The following is a 20,856-nucleotide window of genomic DNA, read 5'->3' on the forward strand; positions in this document are numbered from 1 at the left end:
CTTTTCACTCATTTTCTGTGAAGCCGGATTTTATACCCGCACAACTTCCGACGTTACTCTGTCAAATATATTGCCGGTGAACAGCGGCGTATTTACAAGATCGGCAGACGACCACTTAACGCCGGTTGTTACCCCGTGACCGTTCCCCAGCACTACATTTTGGCAGATTACCGCCCTCCTTGCGTCCTCTCCATTCACGTTATCGAGGTTAATCGCGATGGCATCCGCATTTAACAAGTCGATCGTATTTCCGATAATTCGGATGAGGTTGCCCAAGTACGGCCGATTTTGGATAAAAATCCCATTGCTTGGAGTTCGAATGATGTTATTTTGAACAAAAATATCGTCTATTCCATTCACATACATGCTCTTAAAATAATTTCCGGTAATGTAAGCGCTCTTATTTGAGCCGTTCAACGGGTTTAACACGATGTCATTTACATCATTATCATGAATAATCAGCTTGTTGGCGCCTTTCTGTCCAAGCATCTGAATCAATTCGAGATTCCGGTTCGCTTCGATCGCTAACGCTTCTATAGCCGTTGCGGCGATATAAAGCTTCCCGCCATTAAAGTTGTTGCCCGAAATCATGACGGCAGCGTCCGTCAGATCGATCGGATCGTTATGGGCAAAGGTCATGCTATAAAATCTGCCTTGATCCGAGTTGCTGAATTGCTTCAGCGTATTGTCTTTGACGGTAAGATTTTTGCAGAACGGATCGCTTCCCGATTGCAGGAATTTGATGCAGGACGACTGATCCGTATTAAAGTTGATGACATCGTTATTGTTAATCATCAGATTGTTGGCGCTTGCATTGCCGATGAGAATAGCCTGATCGGATTTCGAACGGATGATATTGCCCGCAATCGTACAGCTCATCCCCGGTGTGGTCCATAACACAATGGAGCTTGCATGTACCCTGTTAAACCCGGAACTGTCGCATATATTCCCCGTTACCGTATATTCCGAACGCTCGAATGGATTAACCGCGAGCACAATATCCGATACGATCAATTCTTCTACATCGCGTTGGATCAAAAGGGTTGTATTCCCGGTTACCGTCGCTTTTTTCACATGCTCCATCCAAATGCTCGAAGCCGGATTATTGCATCGCAAGCGGGGATGGTTATGTTCGATCACATTGCCCGATACGGTAATATCCGGTTCGATCTCCGTGAACCGTTCGCCGACAATGGCAATCCGGTTAATGTTGACAAAAGTATTGTTGGCGATAGTGCCTCTCTCCGCAAAACAATAAGCGCCGTCGCCGTATTCATGATTCCATTTGTCCACACCGGAGAAGCTGGCGGCTGCGCCTTCGACATAAAACTCCTCCGGCAAGATGCCGATATCTTGGAAGTGGCAGTCATGAACATGTACGTTCTTGCAATTCCAGGTCCAGACAGCATTCTGGGCAATATTCTCGAATCGGCTTTCCCGGACAAAGACGGTACGGTTCACTTCTGCGAAAAAACCGTCGCCATGAATATTGCGGAACGAACAATTGTCTATCAGGGTGTTGCCGGCATACGATTTGATCGCTGCATAATTGTTGATGATGTTGACCGTTTTGAAACCAAATTGGTCTCCCTTATATCTCCAGTGACTCTGCAAGTTGTCCCGGTTTCCGTCGAAAATTATATTCTGGATCGTGACAGATTCCCCGCCGCACAGGAACAAGTGGAAGAAAACGGCATGATTTCCGCCCTTCTTGATCACCGTGCCGGGCGAGCCGAGAATGTCAATGGATTCAACCAGCAAGGAGGAAGTAATGAGATACGTGCCGCTCGCAAACAGCAAATTGCAACGGTGGATCTGGCAATACGCAAGAGCCTTCTGGATCAAGTCCGTATCGTCGGTGACGCCATCCCCTTTGGTCCCGAACCATTTCACATGCACCGGCCCGTCAAAAATCCGTTTAAACCGGGCGCCGGATGTCGAGACCAGCACGATGCCCGTATTGTCCGGCGTACTTGTATCCGCGGCATCGTAGTAGAATGCACCTTCCATGCCGGAGTCTTTCACATAATACACAAGTTCGGCGGCCGGCTGCGTGTTCGCTCTTAATTCGGCTACGGTTGTTGTCACAACCAACTCCAGATTCATCAGATCTTTCACCTTCGAGCGGTTATCCCCCGGCGCCGCGTAAGCTTTCACAGGCATCCCGGTGATCAGCCCCGATGAAGCGAGCGCTACGCCCGCTATCCCTAGCGAGGCAAGCAATTTCCGCCTGCTAATCTGTCCTTTTTCCTGCTCCTGGTGTTGGGACTCGGCCGATTCCACTTTTTGTTTCTCCATCATGTATTCCCTCCTTGTGAATATTGACTTTGTTACTCCTTGATCGCACCGATGACGACGCCTTTGACAAAATATCTTTGAACAAACGGATACACCACCACAATCGGGATCAGCGAAATAAAAATTTGCGCGGCTTTGACCGTTCGTTCGGAAATATTCACCAAATCCGCCGGATTAAGCGATATTCGCGTAAAGTCCGCCCCAACAATAATGGATTGCAGCAGCGTTGCAAGCGGCCATTTCTCCGATTGCGTCATGTAGATCAAACCGTCGAACCAGGCGTTCCAATGCCCGACCATCGTAAACAGACTCAGCGTGGCAATGGCAGGCAAAGAAATCGGCAGGTAGACGCTCCACATGACTCTCATATAGCCGGCGCCGTCCATGAATGCCGCTTCCTCAAGCTCTTTGGGCAAAGCGCGGTAGAAATTCAACATCAGAATCATGTTCCATACATTAACAAGCCCGGGAAGCAGCAGCGCCCATATCGAATTCATTAGATGAAGCTTCTGAATCAAAATATACCCCGGGATAAGACCGCCACTGAACAGCATGGTGAAAACGAACAACCATACATACACAGTCCGGCCTTTGAATTCTTTCTCCGGTTTCGACAGTGAATAGGCGCTTGCAACCGTAATCGCCATACCGATCACCGTACCCAGCAACGTGCGTTGTACGGTGATCAGGATCGATTTGGCAAAGTTCGAATTGGCCAATGTTTTCAGATAGGCGTCCGTTGTGAAATCGATCGGCCATATGGTGACGATATTGGCGTTCGCCGCTGCGCTGGAGCTAAACGAGACAGCCAATATGTGAACAAGGGGCAGCACACACACCACTGCGATAACCGACAGCAGCACGGCATTAAACCAATAGAATATGCGGTAAGAATTATTTTTGTAATACACTCCAGCGGCCTCCGAATCTAAAAGATGGTGTATCTGGCGTACTTGTAGGCCAAGCGGTAGGAGATGACGATAAGCACAAACCCGATTGCCGATTTAAATAAGCCGACCGCCGTGGCGAAGCTCATCTGACCGCCAAGAATACCCGTGCGATACACGAACGTATCGATAATATCTCCTTTGCCGTATACGAGCGGAGTGATCAAATTATAAATCTGGTCGAAACCTGCGTTCAGCACGTTGCCGAGCGACAAGGTAAATACGACGATAATCATGGGCAGAATCCCCGGCAGCGTAATATGCAAAGTCATCTTTAGCCTGCTCGCCCCGTCCATCTCCGCCGCTTCATAAAGCGACGGATTAATGCCGGACAACGCTGCCAGAAACACGATCGTACCGAATCCAAACTCCTTCCAGATATCCGACAAGACGACCGTAATCCTAAACCATTCGCCGTTAGACAGAAACAGGACGGGGTCGATACCGAAAATACGATGGAGCAATCCGTTTACAACGCCTTTGACTGCCAATATGTCGATCAGCACGCCGGACAGCACGACCCACGAAATAAAGTGCGGCAAGTATACGACCGTCTGCACCGCTTTCTTGAAGAAGCGCTGACGAACTTCATTTAACAGCAGCGCAAACAGGACGGACGCAACTAAACTGAACATCAGCTTGGAAACAGCGATGATAGCCGTATTTCGTATAACCTGTATGCTGTCAGGCCGGTCGAGCAGCAAACGGAAGTTGTCCCAGCCAACCCATGGCGAGTTGACAAAACCGGTCCACGGCTTGTAATCCTGAAAGGCGATAATTAAACCGCCCATCGGCAAGTAGTTGAACAAGATCACCAACAGCAGCGCTGGAAGCAGCAATATGTGCAGCGGCCACGTTCTTCTGAAATTCCAGGGCACCGCTTTCTTGGCTTGTGGATTCATCATTGCCGCCTCACGGATTTACGGACGCATACCATGCGTTGACTTCCTGGAGAATTTGCTCGCCGCCGCCGGCGTTCCAGTCTTCAACGAACTTGTCGAACGCATCGAGAGGCAGTTCGCCAAACACGATTTTGCTAAACGTTTCGCTTTCCAGCTTCGACAAGTAGTCGCCCTTGGTCAGCATCGTAGAGGTCGGCACGCCTTTGTACTGGTTGTATATGGCACGGTCCTTCACTTGATCGAGCAATGCCGCCGCTTCCCAGGTTTCCTTTGGATATGCGCCCGACGCATAAATTTCGGCAGGCGTTATCGGTTCGGCACCCTCGTGAAGCTTGATCATATTATTAAACAGTACATCGGCGTTCACTGGAGGAGGCACGATAAAGTTGCGCCGTACGTCGATGAGACCGCCTTCCACCTTGGAGCCGTCATACACGGGTTTCCCGTCCTGCATCACATAGTCGTACCCTTCAAAAAATCCGTTCTCGAACTCGCTGCCGGAAATGAAGTTCATGCCATCGTACAGCTTGTTCAAATAGGCGAACAAAGCGTCAACATGTTTAAAGTCCTTATTGACAACAACGAAGCTGTTGTCGATGCCGACTCCCCTGAAGCCGATTGTGCCATCCGAGCCGGACGGAACCGGATACGCCCTCATCTCCGCTCCCGGATTAATTTTCGCCACATCCTGGATTGGCCACACGATTTGCCAGTACGGACCGGGCAGAATGCCGGATTGGCCATTGGTTACCAGTGCCGCGGCTTCTCCCCCGCCTTGTGAGAACGCGTCCATGCCGACATAACCTTTCTCCATCCAATCGCGCAGTTTTGCGAGCGCCTGCTTCACTCCGGGTTGCGTCGAGCCGTAAACAAGCTTGCCGTCCGCTCCCTTGATATAGTAGCCGGGCATCGCGCCGTAGGCGCCGAACAGCCAACTCGTATCCGCCATATTCTGATTAAAGCCATTGGCAAAGCCCAAGGAGATGCCAACCGTATCTTTCTTGTTGTTTCCATCAGGATCCCGATTGACGAAGGCGTCCATAACCGCTTCCAAATCTTCGATCGTCTTCGGCGCCTGCAACTCAAGCTTTTTCAGCCAATCTTCCCGAAACCAGAATAACGGCTCATTTTGATGCCTGGACTCGAGGATCGGCAGCGCGTACCGTTTGCCATCCTTCATACCTTTGTACCAGAGCGAAGCATCGCTTAGCGATGACTTGAATTCATCCGAGGCATGCTTGTCAAACGCTTCGCCGATGTCCATCAGCTTTCCGGATTGCGTGAGATCTGCGACCAGTTGTTGATCGTACGTAAACAGCACATCCGGCAGCGCCTCATTGGATGACAGCGACAGACGAATTTTCGCGGAGCACTGATCCTCCTTTGTCATCCACATGTACTTAATGTCGATGCCAAGGTTTTCTTTGGCCCACTTGGTCGCGACATTGTTTTCCTGGTTTTCATCCCCTTTAAATAATTCCGATCCGACCAGGCATCCAACGGTATTAATCGTAACTGGCGGATCGAACTTGCCGTTCGTATTGTTGCCGGGTTCTTTGCTTGGCTGCGCGGTTGCGCTCTCCGTCGGTGCGTTTGTTGGCGAGCTTGCCGGCTCATTGCCGGAGGACGAACACGCCGCCAGCAACGACAGCAGCATGGTCACCACGATTGTCATAATGGTCGATTGTTTCTTGAGCTTCATTGTTCTACCCCTTCCGTGTTGTGGTTGGTACTCCCTTATTCTAGCCCCGGAAATCGGCAGCCCGAAATATAAGATCGAGGAGAAAAATATAACTATTCGATCTGATTTGTCTATTAACCGCTGCGGATAGAACCATGCGAACATCAGATATGCTATGATTACAGCCATAGATCGCTTTTGTTCCGAATCTCTTATTTGCCAGCAGAGGAGACGCCAATCCGATGATGAAGTTTAACTCGTTCCAAAAGCTTGTCTTCTGGATTGTTGCCATGCTTATCCCGATTTTGATCCTGCACAGCTACACAAATCGAGTCAGTATTCGGGTCGTCGAAAACGAAATCCAGAGCGCGACGTTAAACCGACTGAACTTCTTCGCAAGCCAACTCGAAACGACAATCGATCAGTTAGCCTTGAACTCGATTACACTCATGTCCGATCCCGACTTTGCCCTGCTGAAAAATCTCGACATGATGAAGGATTCCGAGCGTGCATCCATGATCAAAAAAACAGATGAAAAACTGCGGCTGCAAATCGTCGCAAGCAACTGGGACCCCAAAATCATGCTTGTATTCCCGCAGAGCGGACTGTCAATTCCTTATGGATCCCCTATCGATTCTGCGTCTGACGACGCCGCTGACGCAACATGGCGTTATCGGCAGAGCGATACAGGGAATCATTATGAGTTCTCCATTTCCATAGCCGATCCGCTCAAAAACATTTATAACTCCGACAAAGGGTTCATCATGACGACGACCTTTTCCAGCACGAATCTCGTCAGAATGCTTGATGAATTCAAGAGCAAAAGCCGGGGAGATCCTTTTCTCTATGAAGCCAACGCCGGTATTATCCCTAACTCTACGTCAGCGGCGCCGCTCGTCGCGGAGCTTGCCCAACTGCTTCGGGGACAGGAACTGGCGAGCAGCGGCAATCAGATCGTTACGTTGCAAGGCAACAGATATTCTTTATTTTACGTCCGGTCCAATAATCTGGGCTGGCAAGTGGTCGACTATATGCCCCTTGAGACCATTATTGCACCGATCCAGGCAAACCAGAAACTCTTCTATTTTTCGGTCGCGATCCTGCTCATCGGCAACATCATTCTGGTCGCTGCTTTATATCGCAACATTCGTTTGCCGCTCAAACAGCTCCTTCGCAGCTTTCAGAAGATGAAAACAGGCGATTATACGACGCGGATCATCACGGATCGTCATACCGAATTCGGTATCGTTCATATCCAGTTCAACCAAATGGCGGAACAAATTCAGGCGTTGATCGAAAATGTATACCAGGAACAGCTGCGCTCGCGCGAATCTCATCTCAAGCAATTACAAGCGCAGATCAATCCCCATTTTCTGTACAACTGCTTGAATTTCGTACATGTCATGAACCAACGCGGGGACAAAGACGCCGTATCCGCCATGATCTTAAACCTCGGCTCTTATTACCGTTATACGACCCGGCTAGAAGAGCAAGCGGCGACACTGGAAGAGGAGTTGAGCCTGATCGAGAACTACTTGACGATTCAGAGCTTGCGCATGCGGCGGTTGCACTATGAGTTGGACGTTCCTGCATCCATGCGAACGACACGCATCCCTCGGCTTACGCTGCAGCCGGTGGTGGAAAATGCCGTCATTCATGGCGTGGACCGGAAACCAGGCCCTTGCGTCATTATGATTACAGGGGTGGAGGAAGAGCGGCATTATGCCATTGTTGTGGAGGACAGCGGCATCGGCATGGACAAGGAGGGGATCTCCGGCATGAACGAGCGGCTGCGGCTGAAGAAGCCACATGCGTCCATGGGACTCGGCGTATGGAATGTTCATCAGAGGTTATCCCATCTGTTCAAGGGAGATTCGGGCTTGACGGTGGTGGCCTCCCCCCTTGGCGGGCTGCGTGTCGTTATCCGGTGGAATAAAGAGAAGGAGGCTTCTGCCCATGCATCAAGTGCTTATCGTGGATGATGAAATGCCGGTCGTTGAAGGTCTCGTTGAAATCGTCGATTGGGAAACGTTGGGCATCGACGCGGTCTTCTCTGCAGCCGATGGATACGAGGCACTTGAACTGCTCGACAAATATGCCATCGATATCGTCATTACGGATATCCGGATGCCCGGCCTTAGCGGCCTGGAGCTGATTCGGCGCATCAAGGAGACCCGAACCAACACGGCATGTATCGTGTTGTCCGGCTACGCAGAATTTGATTATGCCAAACAAGCCGTAGCCAGCCAGGCGGTCGATTATATCGTGAAACCAGTTGATTTCCGGGAACTGGAGGAAGCCGTTCGCAAGGCGGCATCCGTCGTTGATTCCAGACGGATGGAGATCAGTTCCTATACTAAAGCTTCCCAAACGTTAAAGGAAAACCTTGTCTTATTGCGAGAAAAGCTGGCGTCCCATCTGATCCGGGGCATCAAATACACGGACGACACGTTGAAGAACAAGCTTGAAGAGCTTGAACTCCCCTATGCCCTTGGCAGCACTTATAGTTTGTTGCTCGTCAGATTGGAGGAAGAGTTCAGCACAGAAAATATACAGGATCGCTCCTTGTATGAGTATGCCGTAATAAATATCGTCAGCGAGATATTGGGGTCACAATTTACGCTTTGGCATTGCAAGGACGAACATGACTACCTGGTGTTCCTGCTGAGTGCTGGCGGTTCCGCTTCCTTAAATCAAACGCAGATCATCAACCAACTGGGGCCGGAAATTCAGCATTGCGTCCGAACGTATTTGAAGGGCCGAGTGTCCCTTATTCTGAGTGCGGACGACTCCTTTCCGCAGCGAATTTCGGAAACGTACCAGTCACTCGTCTCTACCCTGCTCCAGACGGTCGGCAATGATCGCGATTGCTTTATTTCTCCGGGGCCAGTCCAAGCCGTCGATACCGGTGCTGTGCGCAGCTTGTACGAACCTCCGTCGCTGCTCCATATGCTCGAAGCCGGAAGGTGGGATGACGCTCGAACAAAACTGGCGGGCATCTTCGACGAACTGCAGACGGATTGGAGCCACTCGCAGGAGCACCTGCTTGAGGCGTATTTTATGATTGCACAGTCTTATCTCCATCTTCTGCACAAAAGCGATAAAACGATATCCAACATCGCTCCCAACCATACCTTGACCAGCGCGCTCCATCTCAAGCCGTTTACTTCCGCGCTTGAATTAAATCGTTGGGCGTTCGGCACCTTGACTCTTATTCAAGAGGACAGCGATCTCAAACTGCAGAACGGCCGCACCCAACTGGTCAAGAAGATAAGAGAATATATCGACGACCATTTGTCAGAAGGCATTTCTCTGCAAGCCTTGGCCGAACATATTTACCTGCACCCTTCCTACGCAGCAAAAATTTATCGTCAGGAAACCGGTGAGAGCGTCACAGACTATTTATTTCGGATCAGGATGGAACGGGCCGTGTACCTGTTGAATCATTCCAACGAGAAAGTTCAGGATATCGCAGCCGAACTCGGCTATCAGAACACAGCCTATTTCATCAAAGTGTTCAAAGAGCATTTTCGCTTAACGCCTCATGAGTTTCGGAATAAATAGGACGTACAACAACTTGCACTTAATATGCTTGCCTCAAGAGGGTTCACGCTGCTTCAACTCATTCAAGAACGGAGGAGCAAGTGATTTGGCTTTGCAACCTATTAACAACAGCACCCCATCCATGATCGGTGACCATTACCCGTTCAACTTTTTTCAACCGGGAGATCATTTTCTCCCGCATTGGCACGAAAGACATATGGAAATTATTCTGATGATCGAGGGACAGGCGGAATTTCATATCGGAGGACAAACATACGAAGCCATGTCCGGCGATATGTATTTTATATCCGAAGGCAAAATTCACAGCGGTTATTGGAGCGGGGACACTCCGAATTATTACTCGATTTTGTTTGAACGCCCAGCACTATCGAACAATCTGTCAAACCATCAATCCCGTGCTCCTCTGATTGGAGGAGGACTTGCACCTCCCGATCGTCTGCTTCCCGATGAGCTTCATTACAATGAATTATCAGAAATGATGCTTGATATGATTGATGAGTTTGCGCAAAAAAAGCAAGGTTATGAAATGGTCATCCAATCTTTATTGCACGTCTTGCTTATCCGTCTGACCCGCGCTTACGCGACAGCAAGCGATGAGCCTTTCCTGAGCAGCCATGCTGAGCAACTCAAGCATGTTATGGTTTACGTCTCCCAGCATTACTCGGATAAAATTTCGTTGGAAGAAGTGGCGAAACTTGCTAATATGAGTATTTATCATTTTTGCCGGACATTCAAAAAAGCGGTAGGACTTACGTTTATGGAGTTTCTAAACTCCTATCGTATCAATAGAGCAGCCGAACTAATCATTCAAACAGATTTGCCGATTACCCGTATCGCTGAGCAAGTCGGTTTCGGTACGATCAATTATTTTGACGAAATGTTCAAGAAATGTTGGGGGCAATCCCCTACCCGATTCCGCAAAAATAACAAGAAACAGAAGTCATAACATAAGAAAAACCTTCCAGCTCAACCAGCTGAAAGGTCTCCTTTGTCTAAACCAGCTTATAAGTGACAAACTTTTTCGCGCCAATTGAACTCGTGATCCGATTGTCCACGGCATCCAACGCACCCTGCTGCTCCTCGAGGATATTGGTGATCATCGCCCCCTTGATGGGTACAACGGTGGACAAGACGACATCCGACGTACAAGCCTCCGCATTGTACAGCCGAATGACGGGATGATTGCCTTCCTCCGACCATTTTTGCGCGGATAACATGACGTCGCCCTCCACCTCGACCAGGCTGTCCTTGAGAGGCAGACGGGACTTCGATGCGTTGGGATCCGGCAGCTTGAACAATCCGCCATGCGACGTATCCTGCACCCAGGACCTTCCCTTGTTCCATTTGTCCTCATCGATCGGGAGCAGCTTCGTCCGTAAACTTTGATGATAGAGCTCCGCCTCTTGATAAAGCCGGGTAGCGGATTCCTCCGCGAATGGTCTCAGCGCAAGCTCCAGCGTATGCCGTCCGATGCACTGGGCTTTCGGCTGATAATCCTGCTCCATGTATACGCTCTCTCTCAGGTGAATCGTTTCGACGCTGCGGAGCAGCGTAACGCCGGCCGTGCGTCCCTCGTCCAGCATCTCGTAATCATGCAGGCCTTTGGCGAAAATCGCCGAACCGCCGCTGTTGTACACAGGGGCAAACCACTTCCAGAACGGCTGCGAGTTGGCATCCCGCTCCCATTCTTTCCCGCAGTTCCAGCTTCTCTTTACGACATCAAGTTGTCCGCCCGCAAGTACGTGCAGCGCCTCATCCGCAGACGGGAACAGCATCCGCAGACGATGATCCTTGACTCCGTTGTCTACCTGCACTTGTATGTTCAAGCGCTCGGAAGCCGCGTCGAGCCTCAGCGTCACTTCGAAGACGTTAGGCGCCGTCTCCTCTGACATGCGCTCCTTCGAGGCATCCAGCCCGATGGGCAGCTCCCAGACGAACCGGTAGACAGCTTCTTGATACAGCGCATTGTCGGTTCTGGATACCCACTCGACGGCTCCGTCCCAAATCCGATCGCCTTCGCCGTCTTGAACCCTTTTGAACACGTACAGGTCCCCGCGGTCGCCGGCGTTGTGAAGTTGCCCTTGGTTGCTAAGCCGGCGGCCCGACTGCTTGTGCAACACATGGAACGTACCATTGTCCTTCAGTTCGACTCTAAGATGCTCGTTCTCCAGAATCGACGGCAGCGGACTTGGGGCATCTTGCAGCCTTGACGCCTCTTGATTCGACTGCCGCCGATCCGTGGCATCCTGCAAACCTGCCCCTTCCCGATGCTGGCGCACGCGATACGTCGCATAGCCTAGCGCTGGCATGCGCGGCTGCCATTCGATTTCGCAGCGCTTTACGCCGATAACGCCGGGCAAATTAATGGGACTAATTACTTGCACGCGGCTTGGCGCTTCCGATACCAGCCGATAGGGAATTCGCTGTCCGTTCTCGTCCTCGATGGAGAAAGACTCCACCTTCTCGTCTTCCAGGAAATAAACGGGCGTTCGGATGACCTCCGCGGCTTCCAACTGCGACGTATTGACGACAAGCAACTTTTGATCGTCCCGTTCGTACGTGTTGCCATCAACCTGCCTCGCGATAATCCCGAGCTTCCGGTCGATGATGGCTTCCGTCAGTTGCTTTACGCGACCGAACCGGTCCATCATTTGATCGTGCACGGCGTCTTGGCTGCAGCCGCATATACTGTCATGCGGGTGATTCTCCATGTATAGTTTCCAGACGTAACGGATCGCTTCTTTATCGTAAGGATCAAGGTCCAGCATGGCGCACCATGTCGACAGCGGCTCAAGCCACTTTTCGATGAGATCGTGGCACTCCAAATTCGCCTGCTTAATATAGATGCGGCTAGATAACGTGCCTGCCAGAATATTGTATTCGGGTGCCTCCCGGAGCTCGCCTTGCAGGACGGGATAAGTCCCTTCCGGCTGCTCTCCCATTTCCCGCTGTACGCTCTTTACATAATCCGGCAGCGTGCTATGCAAGACATCAATCTCGTCGCCGTACATGCCGCGCAGCTGATTTAAAACCTCGGGGAGATCCTCCTGCGCCTCCAGATGATCGACTCCGTTCATCATGGGATAATGCGATGTCGGATTGATGTTCTCTTCGCGTTCCCTGATCATATCGAAGACGGCTTGCAACTGATCCGGATTGCTCGGCAAGCGCTGCGCGCTGTTATACCAATAATACAGCTGGAGCGCCGTCACCTCCGAGCCGTCCGGGGACTGCCACCGGAAGAACGGGCCGCCATGCTTGCCGGCATCGTAGGCGCGGCCGAACACGCAGTTGTCGATGCCTATGTCCCGGAACAGCTGCGGCATCTGACCGATCAGCCCGAAGTGATCCGGCAAATAACCGACCTTCATCTCTCCGCCCAGCCTGCGCGATGCACTGATCCCTTCCATCAAACTACGGATGGTAGACTCCGCGCTAGTCAAATACAAGTCGTTCTGTTGATACCAGGGACCGATCAAAATCCGGCCTTCCCGAATCAACCGTTCCAAACGCGGCTTCTGATGCGGACGCAGCGCGTAGTAATCTTCCAGCACGATCGTCTGTCCATCGAGATGGAACGACTTGAATTCGGGATCGCGTTCCAACAGGTCGAGCAGCTTGTCGACCAACTGGACCAAACGATACCGGAATTGTTCGAACGTCATGTACCATTCGCGGTCCCAATGCGTATGCGCGATAAAATGATAGGTTTTCTTCTGTGTCATGCCCCTGTCCTCCATGGTTCGGGAACCCCCGAATTAATGAGTCGTTTCAATTGTAATGATCCCCTTGGGCCCCAAATGCAGGGTCACTCCTTTGCCGTCCGACGCACCAATCTGAATCGGTTCCTTGCGGTTCTCCTCCAAATCCAATACATAGGCTTCTTTGACAGGACGATCGAGCCGCAATGTCGCCGACTGCTCCGATTCCGTCGGGTTGAAGCAGCGGAGGAGCGTTCCGTCGCGCCCTTCCGTCCTCTTCATCGCGGACAGCACAATCGGGCTTTCCGGCGTATCGAGGCTGATAAAAGAGTGAACAAGCGGCATCGTTCCGGCATGCTTGCGCATCTGAACTGCCCGGGCCGGCAGATGATGCTCGGCTGACCTCTGCCATGCTTCTCCGCTTTGCGCGCCATCCCCCGCGTGCGGTATAAGCGCCATCCGATAAACCAGTTCACCTTGGCATTGCGCCTCCGGCGTCTCGAACATCGGACCTGCTCCGCCGCGGATGGTGCGCAGATCCGGAGAGCCTAGATAACCGACGGAACGGACAAGCGTGACGAGAATATCGCCGCCCGGCGTTGCCTCGTATTCGGGAAGTCCGTAAGGAGCAACCGCGAAGCCATACGTTCCGCACGGACTCGTGACTCCCGCCAGACCTTGGTTCGGATGCACGCCGACGGCATCCTCAATCCAGCGGTCGCTGGAGGGCTGCGCAACCTTCGTCGACCGGCGAACCATATCGAAGGCGGATGATGCCCAGGACTGTTCGGCTCCAATGCCGGTCGCAATCCTCACGCGCAGGCGATGATCGCCGACCTGATTGTCGAAGCGCGCCGTCACGCCCACCCAGCGGTCGTGCTTGCCAAGGCTGAGCTCCGTCGTCAGGAGACATTCGCGTCTGGCCGCCGAACGCCGCTTGCGGTCGCTCTCCAGGCCGACAGGCAGCTGCCAGCTTTGCGCGATACGGAGAGTCCCCCTTGCCGGACCGTCCTCCGTCACGGAAATGGAGGCTTGCAGTCCGGCTGTCGAGAATCGCTCATCGAACAATGGCGGCGAGAAGGTATAACCGTCGCCGATATCGCCTCCATCCTCGTACACGAGCACATTGTCGTACTGCCGTCCGCTGATCTTGTCAAGGAGCCGAACGCTTCCGTCCTGGCCGACCTCTACCCGAAGCCAATCATTCTCCAGCACGTGGCCATCAACTAACGTGTTTGCGTCCGGCGAAGCCAGGCGAACAGGCGTCGCGGTAAAGGTCGCGTAGCCGAGTCCCGGCAGCTCCTGCGGGGCAAAGCGTACAGTCGCCTTGCGAACGAACGCCAGACCGACCAGAATCCCCTTCTCCTCCGGCGGTACGGCTGCCTCCAGCAAACCGAGATCCCGTACCCCGTCGTCGGGATGATTGCCGGCAATCAGCTCCCGCCTTATATCCACCCATTGCGAAGGCAGCACGAGGCCTTCGCTGTCGCGGATTTCGAAGAAACGAATATCCGCGTCGGCATCCGGAAGCATCAGCTCCACGGTCACCGTATCCTTGCGGCCGCGCTCCAGCGGGTTAAATACATGGAATACGATTGCTCCGTCCGGCAAGGTCGAAGTGTCGATTCGCGACGCGATATAGCGGAGGGATTCATCCGTCAGCTGCCCCGCGATTTCCTGAGCCCATTCGAATCGGGTCATCATCTGCCGATGCACTTCGTCGCGACTGCAGCCGCATATCGAATCGTGGGGATGATTTTGGAGCAGGTATTTCCAGGACTGCGAAAGCAGTTGACCCGGATAGGCCCCTCCCATGCCCTGCCATAGCGCCGAGAACGGCTCCGCCCATCGTTCCAGTTCATGCTGCACCTTCGCGTTGAACTGCTTGAGCGGCATGCGGGAGGACAGCACGTTCGCCAGCAGGAAGTTGATCGCGCCGTCCGCCGAGCGGTTCGTATCCCTCAGCTCGCCGACGGCCGTATACAGCTCATCGCCGATGCCGTCCGTCTCCGCCTTCGCCGCGGCCAGAAACTGCTCCATCGTGCTGTGAATGAGCTTGTATTCCGGAAAGCGCGGCGCCAGCTTGCTTATGATTTCGCTCAAGTCGTCTTGCGGCTCCATATGGTCCACGCCCACCATGACAAGAACCGACGAAGCTTTTGTCGGAGGCAGCAGATGCCCCTCGAACAGCTCCCGCAGCTGCCGTTCGGCCTTGTCGATATCGCCGTGAAGGCGGAAGACGCTGTTATAGCCGAGCGCGTTCGGGAAGCGGTAAGCAAACAACGTCGTTCCGTCCGCGCCACGCCACTTCAATTCGGTGCCCGACTGCGTGACGACCTCTCCGAGACCGCGCCAGAACACCGTCTCCCCCATGCCGAATCCGGCCAGAATTTGCGGCATTTGCGAGATATGGCCGAACATGTCCGGCAAGTAGCCGAAGCGCTGGCTGCCTCCCATTTCCTCGGCGATCCGAATGCCCAATTGAAAATTTCGAATGAGCGATTCGCCGCTGACGAGCGATTCATCCGGCTGCACATACCAAGGGCCCAGCTTGATCCTGCCTTCCGTTATATAACGCTTCAACCGTTCCCGGTCTTCCGGATGAATCTCCAGATAGTCGTCCAACACGCTGCTTTGCCCGTCGAGATGGAAGCTCGCGTATTCGGGATCCCGCTCCAGAATCGTCAGCAGCTTGCCGACCAGCCGGGTTAAGCGAATACGGAACTCCTGGTAAGGCAGGTACCATTCCCGGTCCCAATGCGTATGCGGGACAATATGTACGTTTATCATCGTTGCTCCTCCGATTGATATTGTTTTTTCATGCTGAAGAACGTATAAGGATCCAGAGGCTCCAGCGAAATCTCCGGCCGCTCCGCCGCAATCGTCTCCAGCAGCTCGACCAGAAACGACGGAGACACGAGAACCGTGCGATAGACGATAAACTGCGGCTCCTCCGTTGCCGCCAGGCTGCCGTAGACGACATCCGCGGCTTCCCGGATCGTTCCATAGGGGCCAATGTTATGAAATAGCTGTTGGAACGGCGTTCCATCCACCTCTCCCGGTCCTTGGTACTCCTGCGTGACGACGCCATCCGGCGAAAACTCGGCGTAAGCCCGCTGGACTTCCTCGTTGATGGGATCATAACCGTTAAGCAGAAAACCCGTTATCGTCAGATCGAACCGCTCGTAGTACCGGCGGTTATGCGCGATCCAGGCCTCCATGCCCGAAGGGAGGCCCGAATGCCTTCTTGGTTCGAGCAGATGCGTCGGATTCAAGTAACCCGCGCCGGAATCGCCTGAGACGAATACATCGCGGTCCGTCCTGGTACTGTAGACGTAATCGAAAACTTGCGGAACCCGCTCCGACAAGTTGGGATTGAAGCCCCAAGCAAGCGGAAGCTCCCCTCTTCGCGAGTCGTCCCACAGGACGCCGACATGAGCGTTCAGCCATGCTGCCGAATCGTAATCCCCCATATAGAACATGACGTAAACCTTTCCCCGCTCCGCCGTCCGCAACGTTGCGGCAGGCCTAGATTGCCCATATCGCTCTTTGAGGGGATAATGGCGGTGGATCGAAGCGTTCGCCATGCCGGACAAGCCGTAAGCGTCCGCGTCCATTATCGCATTGTAGCAAGAGAGCAGCTCCACATGCCGCCACTCCGTCTCGACCGCGCCGCGCTTGCCCGGCCATAGGCTTGATTCCGTATATTTGACGTACCACGGCGTAAAGCCGCCGATCGTGAAGATTCCATTCCCTCCGCTGTTGCGGTATTGGCTCAGCAGGATGGCCTTCATCGTCCGCAGGTCGGTGCCCGGAGGCTGATGGGGATCATCGCCGGGCGTCTCGTCGTCCCACGGGCTGAGATCGAAGAAGAAGGCTTTGCGTGCGATATAATAGTCGTGATTGGTTACCATCGTATTGCTCAAATCGGGATACCATTCTCCGTCCGGGAGCCAGCGATGACCGTCCAGATAATAGGCAAGCAGCGTCGGATCGCATAATCCGGCATCCAGATAATTCTCCTTGGCCCAGAGGTAGGCGTCGCACTTGGCGCTGCCCGAGCTTGGCGTTCCGCTGCCCGGAATCGTGCCGGTTCCGGAGAAGAGCCCGACCAGGCTGCGTTTGACGGGAAGACGGCGCTCCCCCGCAATGAATTCACGGTAGAACGATCCCGGCGACGGATCGTACCGCACCGGCAGCAGCCCCTCGACGCCGCAGATGGTCGCAGCCACGTTGGCGGTGGCCGGCACCTCCTCGTCCCACAGCACAATGCCCGTCAGCCAAGGCTCGAAGGCGTCCAGCAGGGCCTCCCAGCTCTCCAGCTCCAGCCAGTCGGCTTGCGACAGAAACCCGTCCGCGAACCGGTAATGCTCCAGCCAGTATGCATCCGTGTCATCCATGAACGTTATATATAACCGGCAGCGATCCCGGTTCACCAAGCCTTGAATAGCGGAAACGGCTTTGAGCAAGTCATAACGCAGCTTGCTGTTACCGAGACCGGTGAAGGAATGGATATATGCCGAGGCCAGAAAATGGTACATGGCGATCCTCCTCGTTGACTTCTTGCCGTTTGGAAGCGGCTGCCCTTATGGGCACTTCTATTGTAGGATGATCATCCGCAATTAGACATTGATTATCCTACACAAACCTTTCATTATCCTACGACAACGCTTTCAGGCGACTATCGTACACCATTGCCGCGAATGAACATCCGTTCTCTTAGCTTGTGAGATTATTGGTCACGACCTTGTTAGCGGAGCCGCCGTCCGATATTTGGGCGGTTGCATTCGCCCGCACAACGTTGCTTGTAATAATGTAATTGTTCACGCCGGAATGAATGCGAATGCCTTGCCCCAAAATGCCGTTTCCGTTATCGCAAATGGTATTGCCCGTTATATTGGCACCTTTCACGGTGGAATCCGTTAACATAATGCCGTGTCCCCCCGCAGTGCCCCTCCCATTATTATGGAAGCTGCTGCCTGTAATCGTCCAGCGTCCTCCTTTGGCGTAAATGCCCGATCCCCAGGCGTTAAACACCCTGCAGCCGCTCACGATAATATCGTTCAGTCCGGCAGATGTGTTCTCATGCTGAATATTGCTGCCGTTCGGGTAACCGCCGGAAGCTTTGGAACCGCTGGAAGCCACCCAAGTGTTGTTGAAATGAAGCAAGGCGACGCCATTGGATTGAATGTGTACGCCGTGATTGCCGGCGCTGTCAATAAAGCATTCATTAAAGAGGATCTCCCGGTTCTGCGCGCCCGAGAGGGCGGTATTAATCCGCACATTCGTTTCGCAGCCAATGATATCCGATGCCTCGATCGCGATTCCGCCGCAGCTGCCGCCGAGGTGAATGCCGATGCTCCCCGGGCGGTAATCGGTATGAATGCGCGAACCGTTGGTAAACCAAAGGTTCGCCCCCCAGGACTGGTCGGATTTGCCGTAAGCAATCAGTCCGGCATGCGAGCAGAACAGCTGTACATTGGAGACCAGGCAGTTGTCGAAGCTATTGAAAACAATACCATCGTACAGATTATAGCCCGACGCTCCCGGATCATCCGCTTTGAGCCCTTCGATGCAGCTGCGCTGGGCATGCTGGCCGTACAAGGCAGCGCCTGATGTTTTGACCACACCGGATGTAATCGTGAAGTCACGGAAAAAATTGTTGATTGTGCCCGCCCCCGGCGTCGTTCCGCCAAAATAAATGATATTCCCGGCAGCAAACGTGCCCTTAATGACACTGGCGCCGCCAACGCCGCATATGCCTACATTGTGACCGGTAATATTTAACGTGCTGCTGACCGCATAATTGCCTTTGGGCAGGAAAACAACCCCGCCTCCATCGCCTTGGGCAGCATTAATCGCCGCCTGGATGGCAGCTCTGTCATCCGTAGTTCCATCGCCGACCGCACCGTAGTCGATGACATCATAATAGGAATTCACGCTTGTCGCAGCCTCCACGGAATCGGGCCATTGCGATGATTTCAGAGCCATCAGCCCCGCGCTCGCCAGAATGGTTGCACCTGCGGTTTTTAGCAGGGCTCTGCGGCTTACGGCATTGCGGCTGGCCTTGGCAGCACCGGGTTGTTCCGATTCATCCAAATTAAATTCTTTATCGCTCATCTTCGCTCATCTCCATTCAACTCAGATTATTGGCAACCACCTTATGGCTTCCACCCGCATCATGAATGGTAGGAGCCGGGCAAGAGCTTGTATCATTGCCGGTCACAACGTAATAGTCGATGCCTCCGCTTGCAATGTTCACGCCTCTGCCTGCCCCCGATGTTTGGGAGGTTGCAATGACATTTCCCGTAATCGTATAGTTGCACTTCGCCGGCCCCGTACCCGCGACGAGAATGCCGAAATTCACAAAATTAACGATATGATTGTCCGTAATCGAAATTTTGGACAGCTTGGCATTTGCCGCAATACTGATTCCGTTGTCGCCCGCATTGGCAATCTCATTGGAGCTGATCTGATGGCCGCCCACTTCCCCCGTTGTTGTTGTAGGCGCAATTCTAACTCCTATGCCGGCGCCGCCGAGCAGATTGTTCGCCAATACCTTTACGCCGGCAGCGTTCGTAATCTCGATCTGATTGGATGGCGAAGACATAAAGTCATTATTGCTTACCTCAATGTAGCTTCCTCCCGTCAGGTGCACGGCCCTCGGCAGCCCGTCATGGTTGGCAAACGTATTGCGCGTAAAAATAAAACGGCTGCCTGCGGAAACGACAAAGGGGGCGGGCGATCCGACCCATGTGTTCTCAACGCGCACAAAGGTGGCAAGGGTATCGCATGCGAAAGCGGCCGTCGTAGCGGTTTCCATATCGCAATCGGTAAACGTCACCCAAAAAATCGCCTGGCCATTGGTAATATGCACACAGTGATCGAAGCCGTAATTGTTGGCGATGATCAACCGGTAGGCGGCAATACTGTCGCAATTTCCCGAAACCTTGAATCCCGTGCCGCGGGCGGCATCCACGCCGTTCATGCCGATTCTGCCCCCGTAAAACGATACGTCCGCCGCTTTGAGTGCATGGATGCATACGTTGCATCCGGCTACATTTGTATTTTTGAACGTCAGCCCCAGCCCCTTGTGAGGCGAAGCCGCGGCCCCCAATTGAATGCCTGTCTCAAACCCTTCCACATACACGTCGCGGGAGGAGGAATAATAAGCGCTGTAATAGACAATTCCCGTCCCGGATACGGAACCGCCGTTAACGAATCCGCTCCGCTTGACCGCCAGCTTATCGAGCACCGTAGATGTCACGAAGTCGGTATCCTTGCCTATCTGGATGGCGATGGCCGCCGACGAAACAATCCATGTCCCAAAGCTCGGAAAATCCCAGTTCGAGCTGGCTTGCCCCACAAGGCCGCCATTCGACGGCACATACAACGTTCCGGTTGTTTTGTACACGCCGGCAGGAAGATTGACGACACGGCAGGTATCCAGCGCCCTTTGTATCGCAGCCGTATCGTCTGTTACCCCATCCCCCACGGCGCCGAAATCCTTAACATTGCAGCAACAGGATCCCCCTGCCGCCTCCGCATGGGCGGATGAATCCGCTTCGAAATCCCAACTTCCCTGCTTTGCCTCCATTAATCCAAACCCCGCTATTCCGGCAATTCCGGCTATTCCAAGCCCTTTCAGCAATTGCCTACGATTGATTGATCTCTCCTTGCCTAATTGCTCCTCCTGTGTCATCCGTCCTCATTCCTCCTGTCAATTAATGACATGCCTTCTGAAATCAAACCTGCCGCGCACA

At 53.1% G+C, this 20,856-nt stretch carries 12 protein-coding genes; 3 read left to right on the forward strand and 9 right to left on the reverse strand.

Going from position 1 to position 20,856, the window contains the following annotated elements; genetic code table 11:
* Positions 1-30: 30 nt before the first annotated feature.
* Genes H7F31_RS33045 through H7F31_RS33060 form a run of 4 tightly spaced genes read right to left on the reverse strand, consistent with a single transcriptional unit; the run spans position 31 to position 5,849 of the window.
* Positions 31-2,301: a right-handed parallel beta-helix repeat-containing protein gene (locus H7F31_RS33045; protein ID WP_187102316.1), complete on the reverse strand. Its 2,271-nt coding sequence runs from the start codon at positions 2,299-2,301 to the stop codon at positions 31-33.
* A gap of 29 nt (positions 2,302-2,330) precedes the next feature.
* Complete coding sequence (locus H7F31_RS33050; protein WP_187102317.1) at positions 2,331-3,209, reverse strand: carbohydrate ABC transporter permease; 879 nt, start codon at positions 3,207-3,209, stop codon at positions 2,331-2,333.
* Positions 3,210-3,226: 17 nt separating this feature from the next.
* Positions 3,227-4,150 (reverse strand): ABC transporter permease, encoded by a 924-nt coding sequence (locus tag H7F31_RS33055; RefSeq protein WP_261800230.1) that lies wholly within the window; start codon positions 4,148-4,150, stop codon positions 3,227-3,229.
* Between the two features lie 7 nt (positions 4,151-4,157).
* Complete coding sequence (locus tag H7F31_RS33060) at positions 4,158-5,849, reverse strand: extracellular solute-binding protein (protein ID WP_187102318.1); 1,692 nt, start codon at positions 5,847-5,849, stop codon at positions 4,158-4,160.
* Positions 5,850-6,070: 221 nt separating this feature from the next.
* On the opposite strand from H7F31_RS33060, the gene H7F31_RS33065 reads away from it, so the two are divergent.
* The 3 genes from H7F31_RS33065 (at position 6,071) to H7F31_RS33075 (ending at position 10,338) form a co-directional block, all read left to right on the forward strand.
* Positions 6,071-7,810, forward strand: coding sequence for a cache domain-containing sensor histidine kinase (locus H7F31_RS33065; protein ID WP_187102319.1), 1,740 nt, complete (start codon positions 6,071-6,073; stop codon positions 7,808-7,810).
* On the forward strand, positions 7,785-9,392 hold the full coding sequence (locus tag H7F31_RS33070) for a response regulator (RefSeq protein ID WP_187102320.1): 1,608 nt from the start codon (positions 7,785-7,787) through the stop codon (positions 9,390-9,392). Before H7F31_RS33065 ends, H7F31_RS33070 begins: the two co-directional genes overlap by 26 nt.
* A 121-nt stretch (positions 9,393-9,513) precedes the next feature.
* Complete coding sequence (locus H7F31_RS33075) at positions 9,514-10,338, forward strand: helix-turn-helix transcriptional regulator (RefSeq protein WP_261800594.1); 825 nt, start codon at positions 9,514-9,516, stop codon at positions 10,336-10,338.
* 46 nt (positions 10,339-10,384) lie between these two features.
* On the opposite strand, the gene H7F31_RS33080 is transcribed toward H7F31_RS33075, so the two are convergent.
* The 5 genes from H7F31_RS33080 to H7F31_RS33100 all read right to left on the reverse strand — a co-directional run bounded on the left by H7F31_RS33080 (position 10,385) and on the right by H7F31_RS33100 (position 20,795).
* Positions 10,385-13,117 (reverse strand): alpha-mannosidase, encoded by a 2,733-nt coding sequence (locus H7F31_RS33080; RefSeq protein WP_187102322.1) that lies wholly within the window; start codon positions 13,115-13,117, stop codon positions 10,385-10,387.
* A 33-nt stretch (positions 13,118-13,150) separates the two neighbouring features.
* A complete protein-coding gene (locus H7F31_RS33085; RefSeq protein WP_187102323.1) occupies positions 13,151-15,883 on the reverse strand; it encodes an alpha-mannosidase in 2,733 nt (910 codons plus the stop codon).
* Positions 15,880-17,634: a GxGYxYP domain-containing protein gene (locus H7F31_RS33090; RefSeq protein ID WP_187102324.1), complete on the reverse strand. Its 1,755-nt coding sequence runs from the start codon at positions 17,632-17,634 to the stop codon at positions 15,880-15,882. The genes H7F31_RS33085 and H7F31_RS33090 overlap by 4 nt, the downstream gene beginning before the upstream one ends.
* Positions 17,635-17,812: 178 nt before the next feature.
* Positions 17,813-19,213, reverse strand: a complete 1,401-nt coding sequence (locus H7F31_RS33095) for a right-handed parallel beta-helix repeat-containing protein (protein ID WP_187102325.1) — start codon at positions 19,211-19,213, stop codon at positions 17,813-17,815.
* Positions 19,214-19,229: 16 nt separating this feature from the next.
* Positions 19,230-20,795, reverse strand: coding sequence for a right-handed parallel beta-helix repeat-containing protein (locus H7F31_RS33100; RefSeq protein ID WP_187102326.1), 1,566 nt, complete (start codon positions 20,793-20,795; stop codon positions 19,230-19,232).
* Between the last annotated feature and the right edge of the window lie 61 nt (positions 20,796-20,856).

The organism is Paenibacillus sp. PAMC21692 (genome assembly GCF_014303795.1).
GTDB classification, from domain to species: domain Bacteria; phylum Bacillota; class Bacilli; order Paenibacillales; family Paenibacillaceae; genus Pristimantibacillus; species Pristimantibacillus agaridevorans.

Coding starts and splice junctions, on each gene's coding strand:
- H7F31_RS33045 (WP_187102316.1), bottom strand. CDS start 2,301: ATGATGGAGAAACAAAAAGTGGAATCGGCCGAGTCCCAACACCAGGAG.
- H7F31_RS33055 (WP_261800230.1), bottom strand. CDS start 4,150: ATGATGAATCCACAAGCCAAGAAAGCGGTGCCCTGGAATTTCAGAAGA.
- H7F31_RS33060 (WP_187102318.1), bottom strand. CDS start 5,849: ATGAAGCTCAAGAAACAATCGACCATTATGACAATCGTGGTGACCATG.
- H7F31_RS33065 (WP_187102319.1), top strand. CDS start 6,071: ATGATGAAGTTTAACTCGTTCCAAAAGCTTGTCTTCTGGATTGTTGCC.
- H7F31_RS33070 (WP_187102320.1), top strand. CDS start 7,785: ATGCATCAAGTGCTTATCGTGGATGATGAAATGCCGGTCGTTGAAGGT.
- H7F31_RS33075 (WP_261800594.1), top strand. CDS start 9,514: ATGATCGGTGACCATTACCCGTTCAACTTTTTTCAACCGGGAGATCAT.
- H7F31_RS33080 (WP_187102322.1), bottom strand. CDS start 13,117: ATGACACAGAAGAAAACCTATCATTTTATCGCGCATACGCATTGGGAC.
- H7F31_RS33085 (WP_187102323.1), bottom strand. CDS start 15,883: ATGATAAACGTACATATTGTCCCGCATACGCATTGGGACCGGGAATGG.
- H7F31_RS33090 (WP_187102324.1), bottom strand. CDS start 17,634: ATGTACCATTTTCTGGCCTCGGCATATATCCATTCCTTCACCGGTCTC.
- H7F31_RS33095 (WP_187102325.1), bottom strand. CDS start 19,213: ATGAGCGATAAAGAATTTAATTTGGATGAATCGGAACAACCCGGTGCT.
- H7F31_RS33100 (WP_187102326.1), bottom strand. CDS start 20,795: ATGACACAGGAGGAGCAATTAGGCAAGGAGAGATCAATCAATCGTAGG.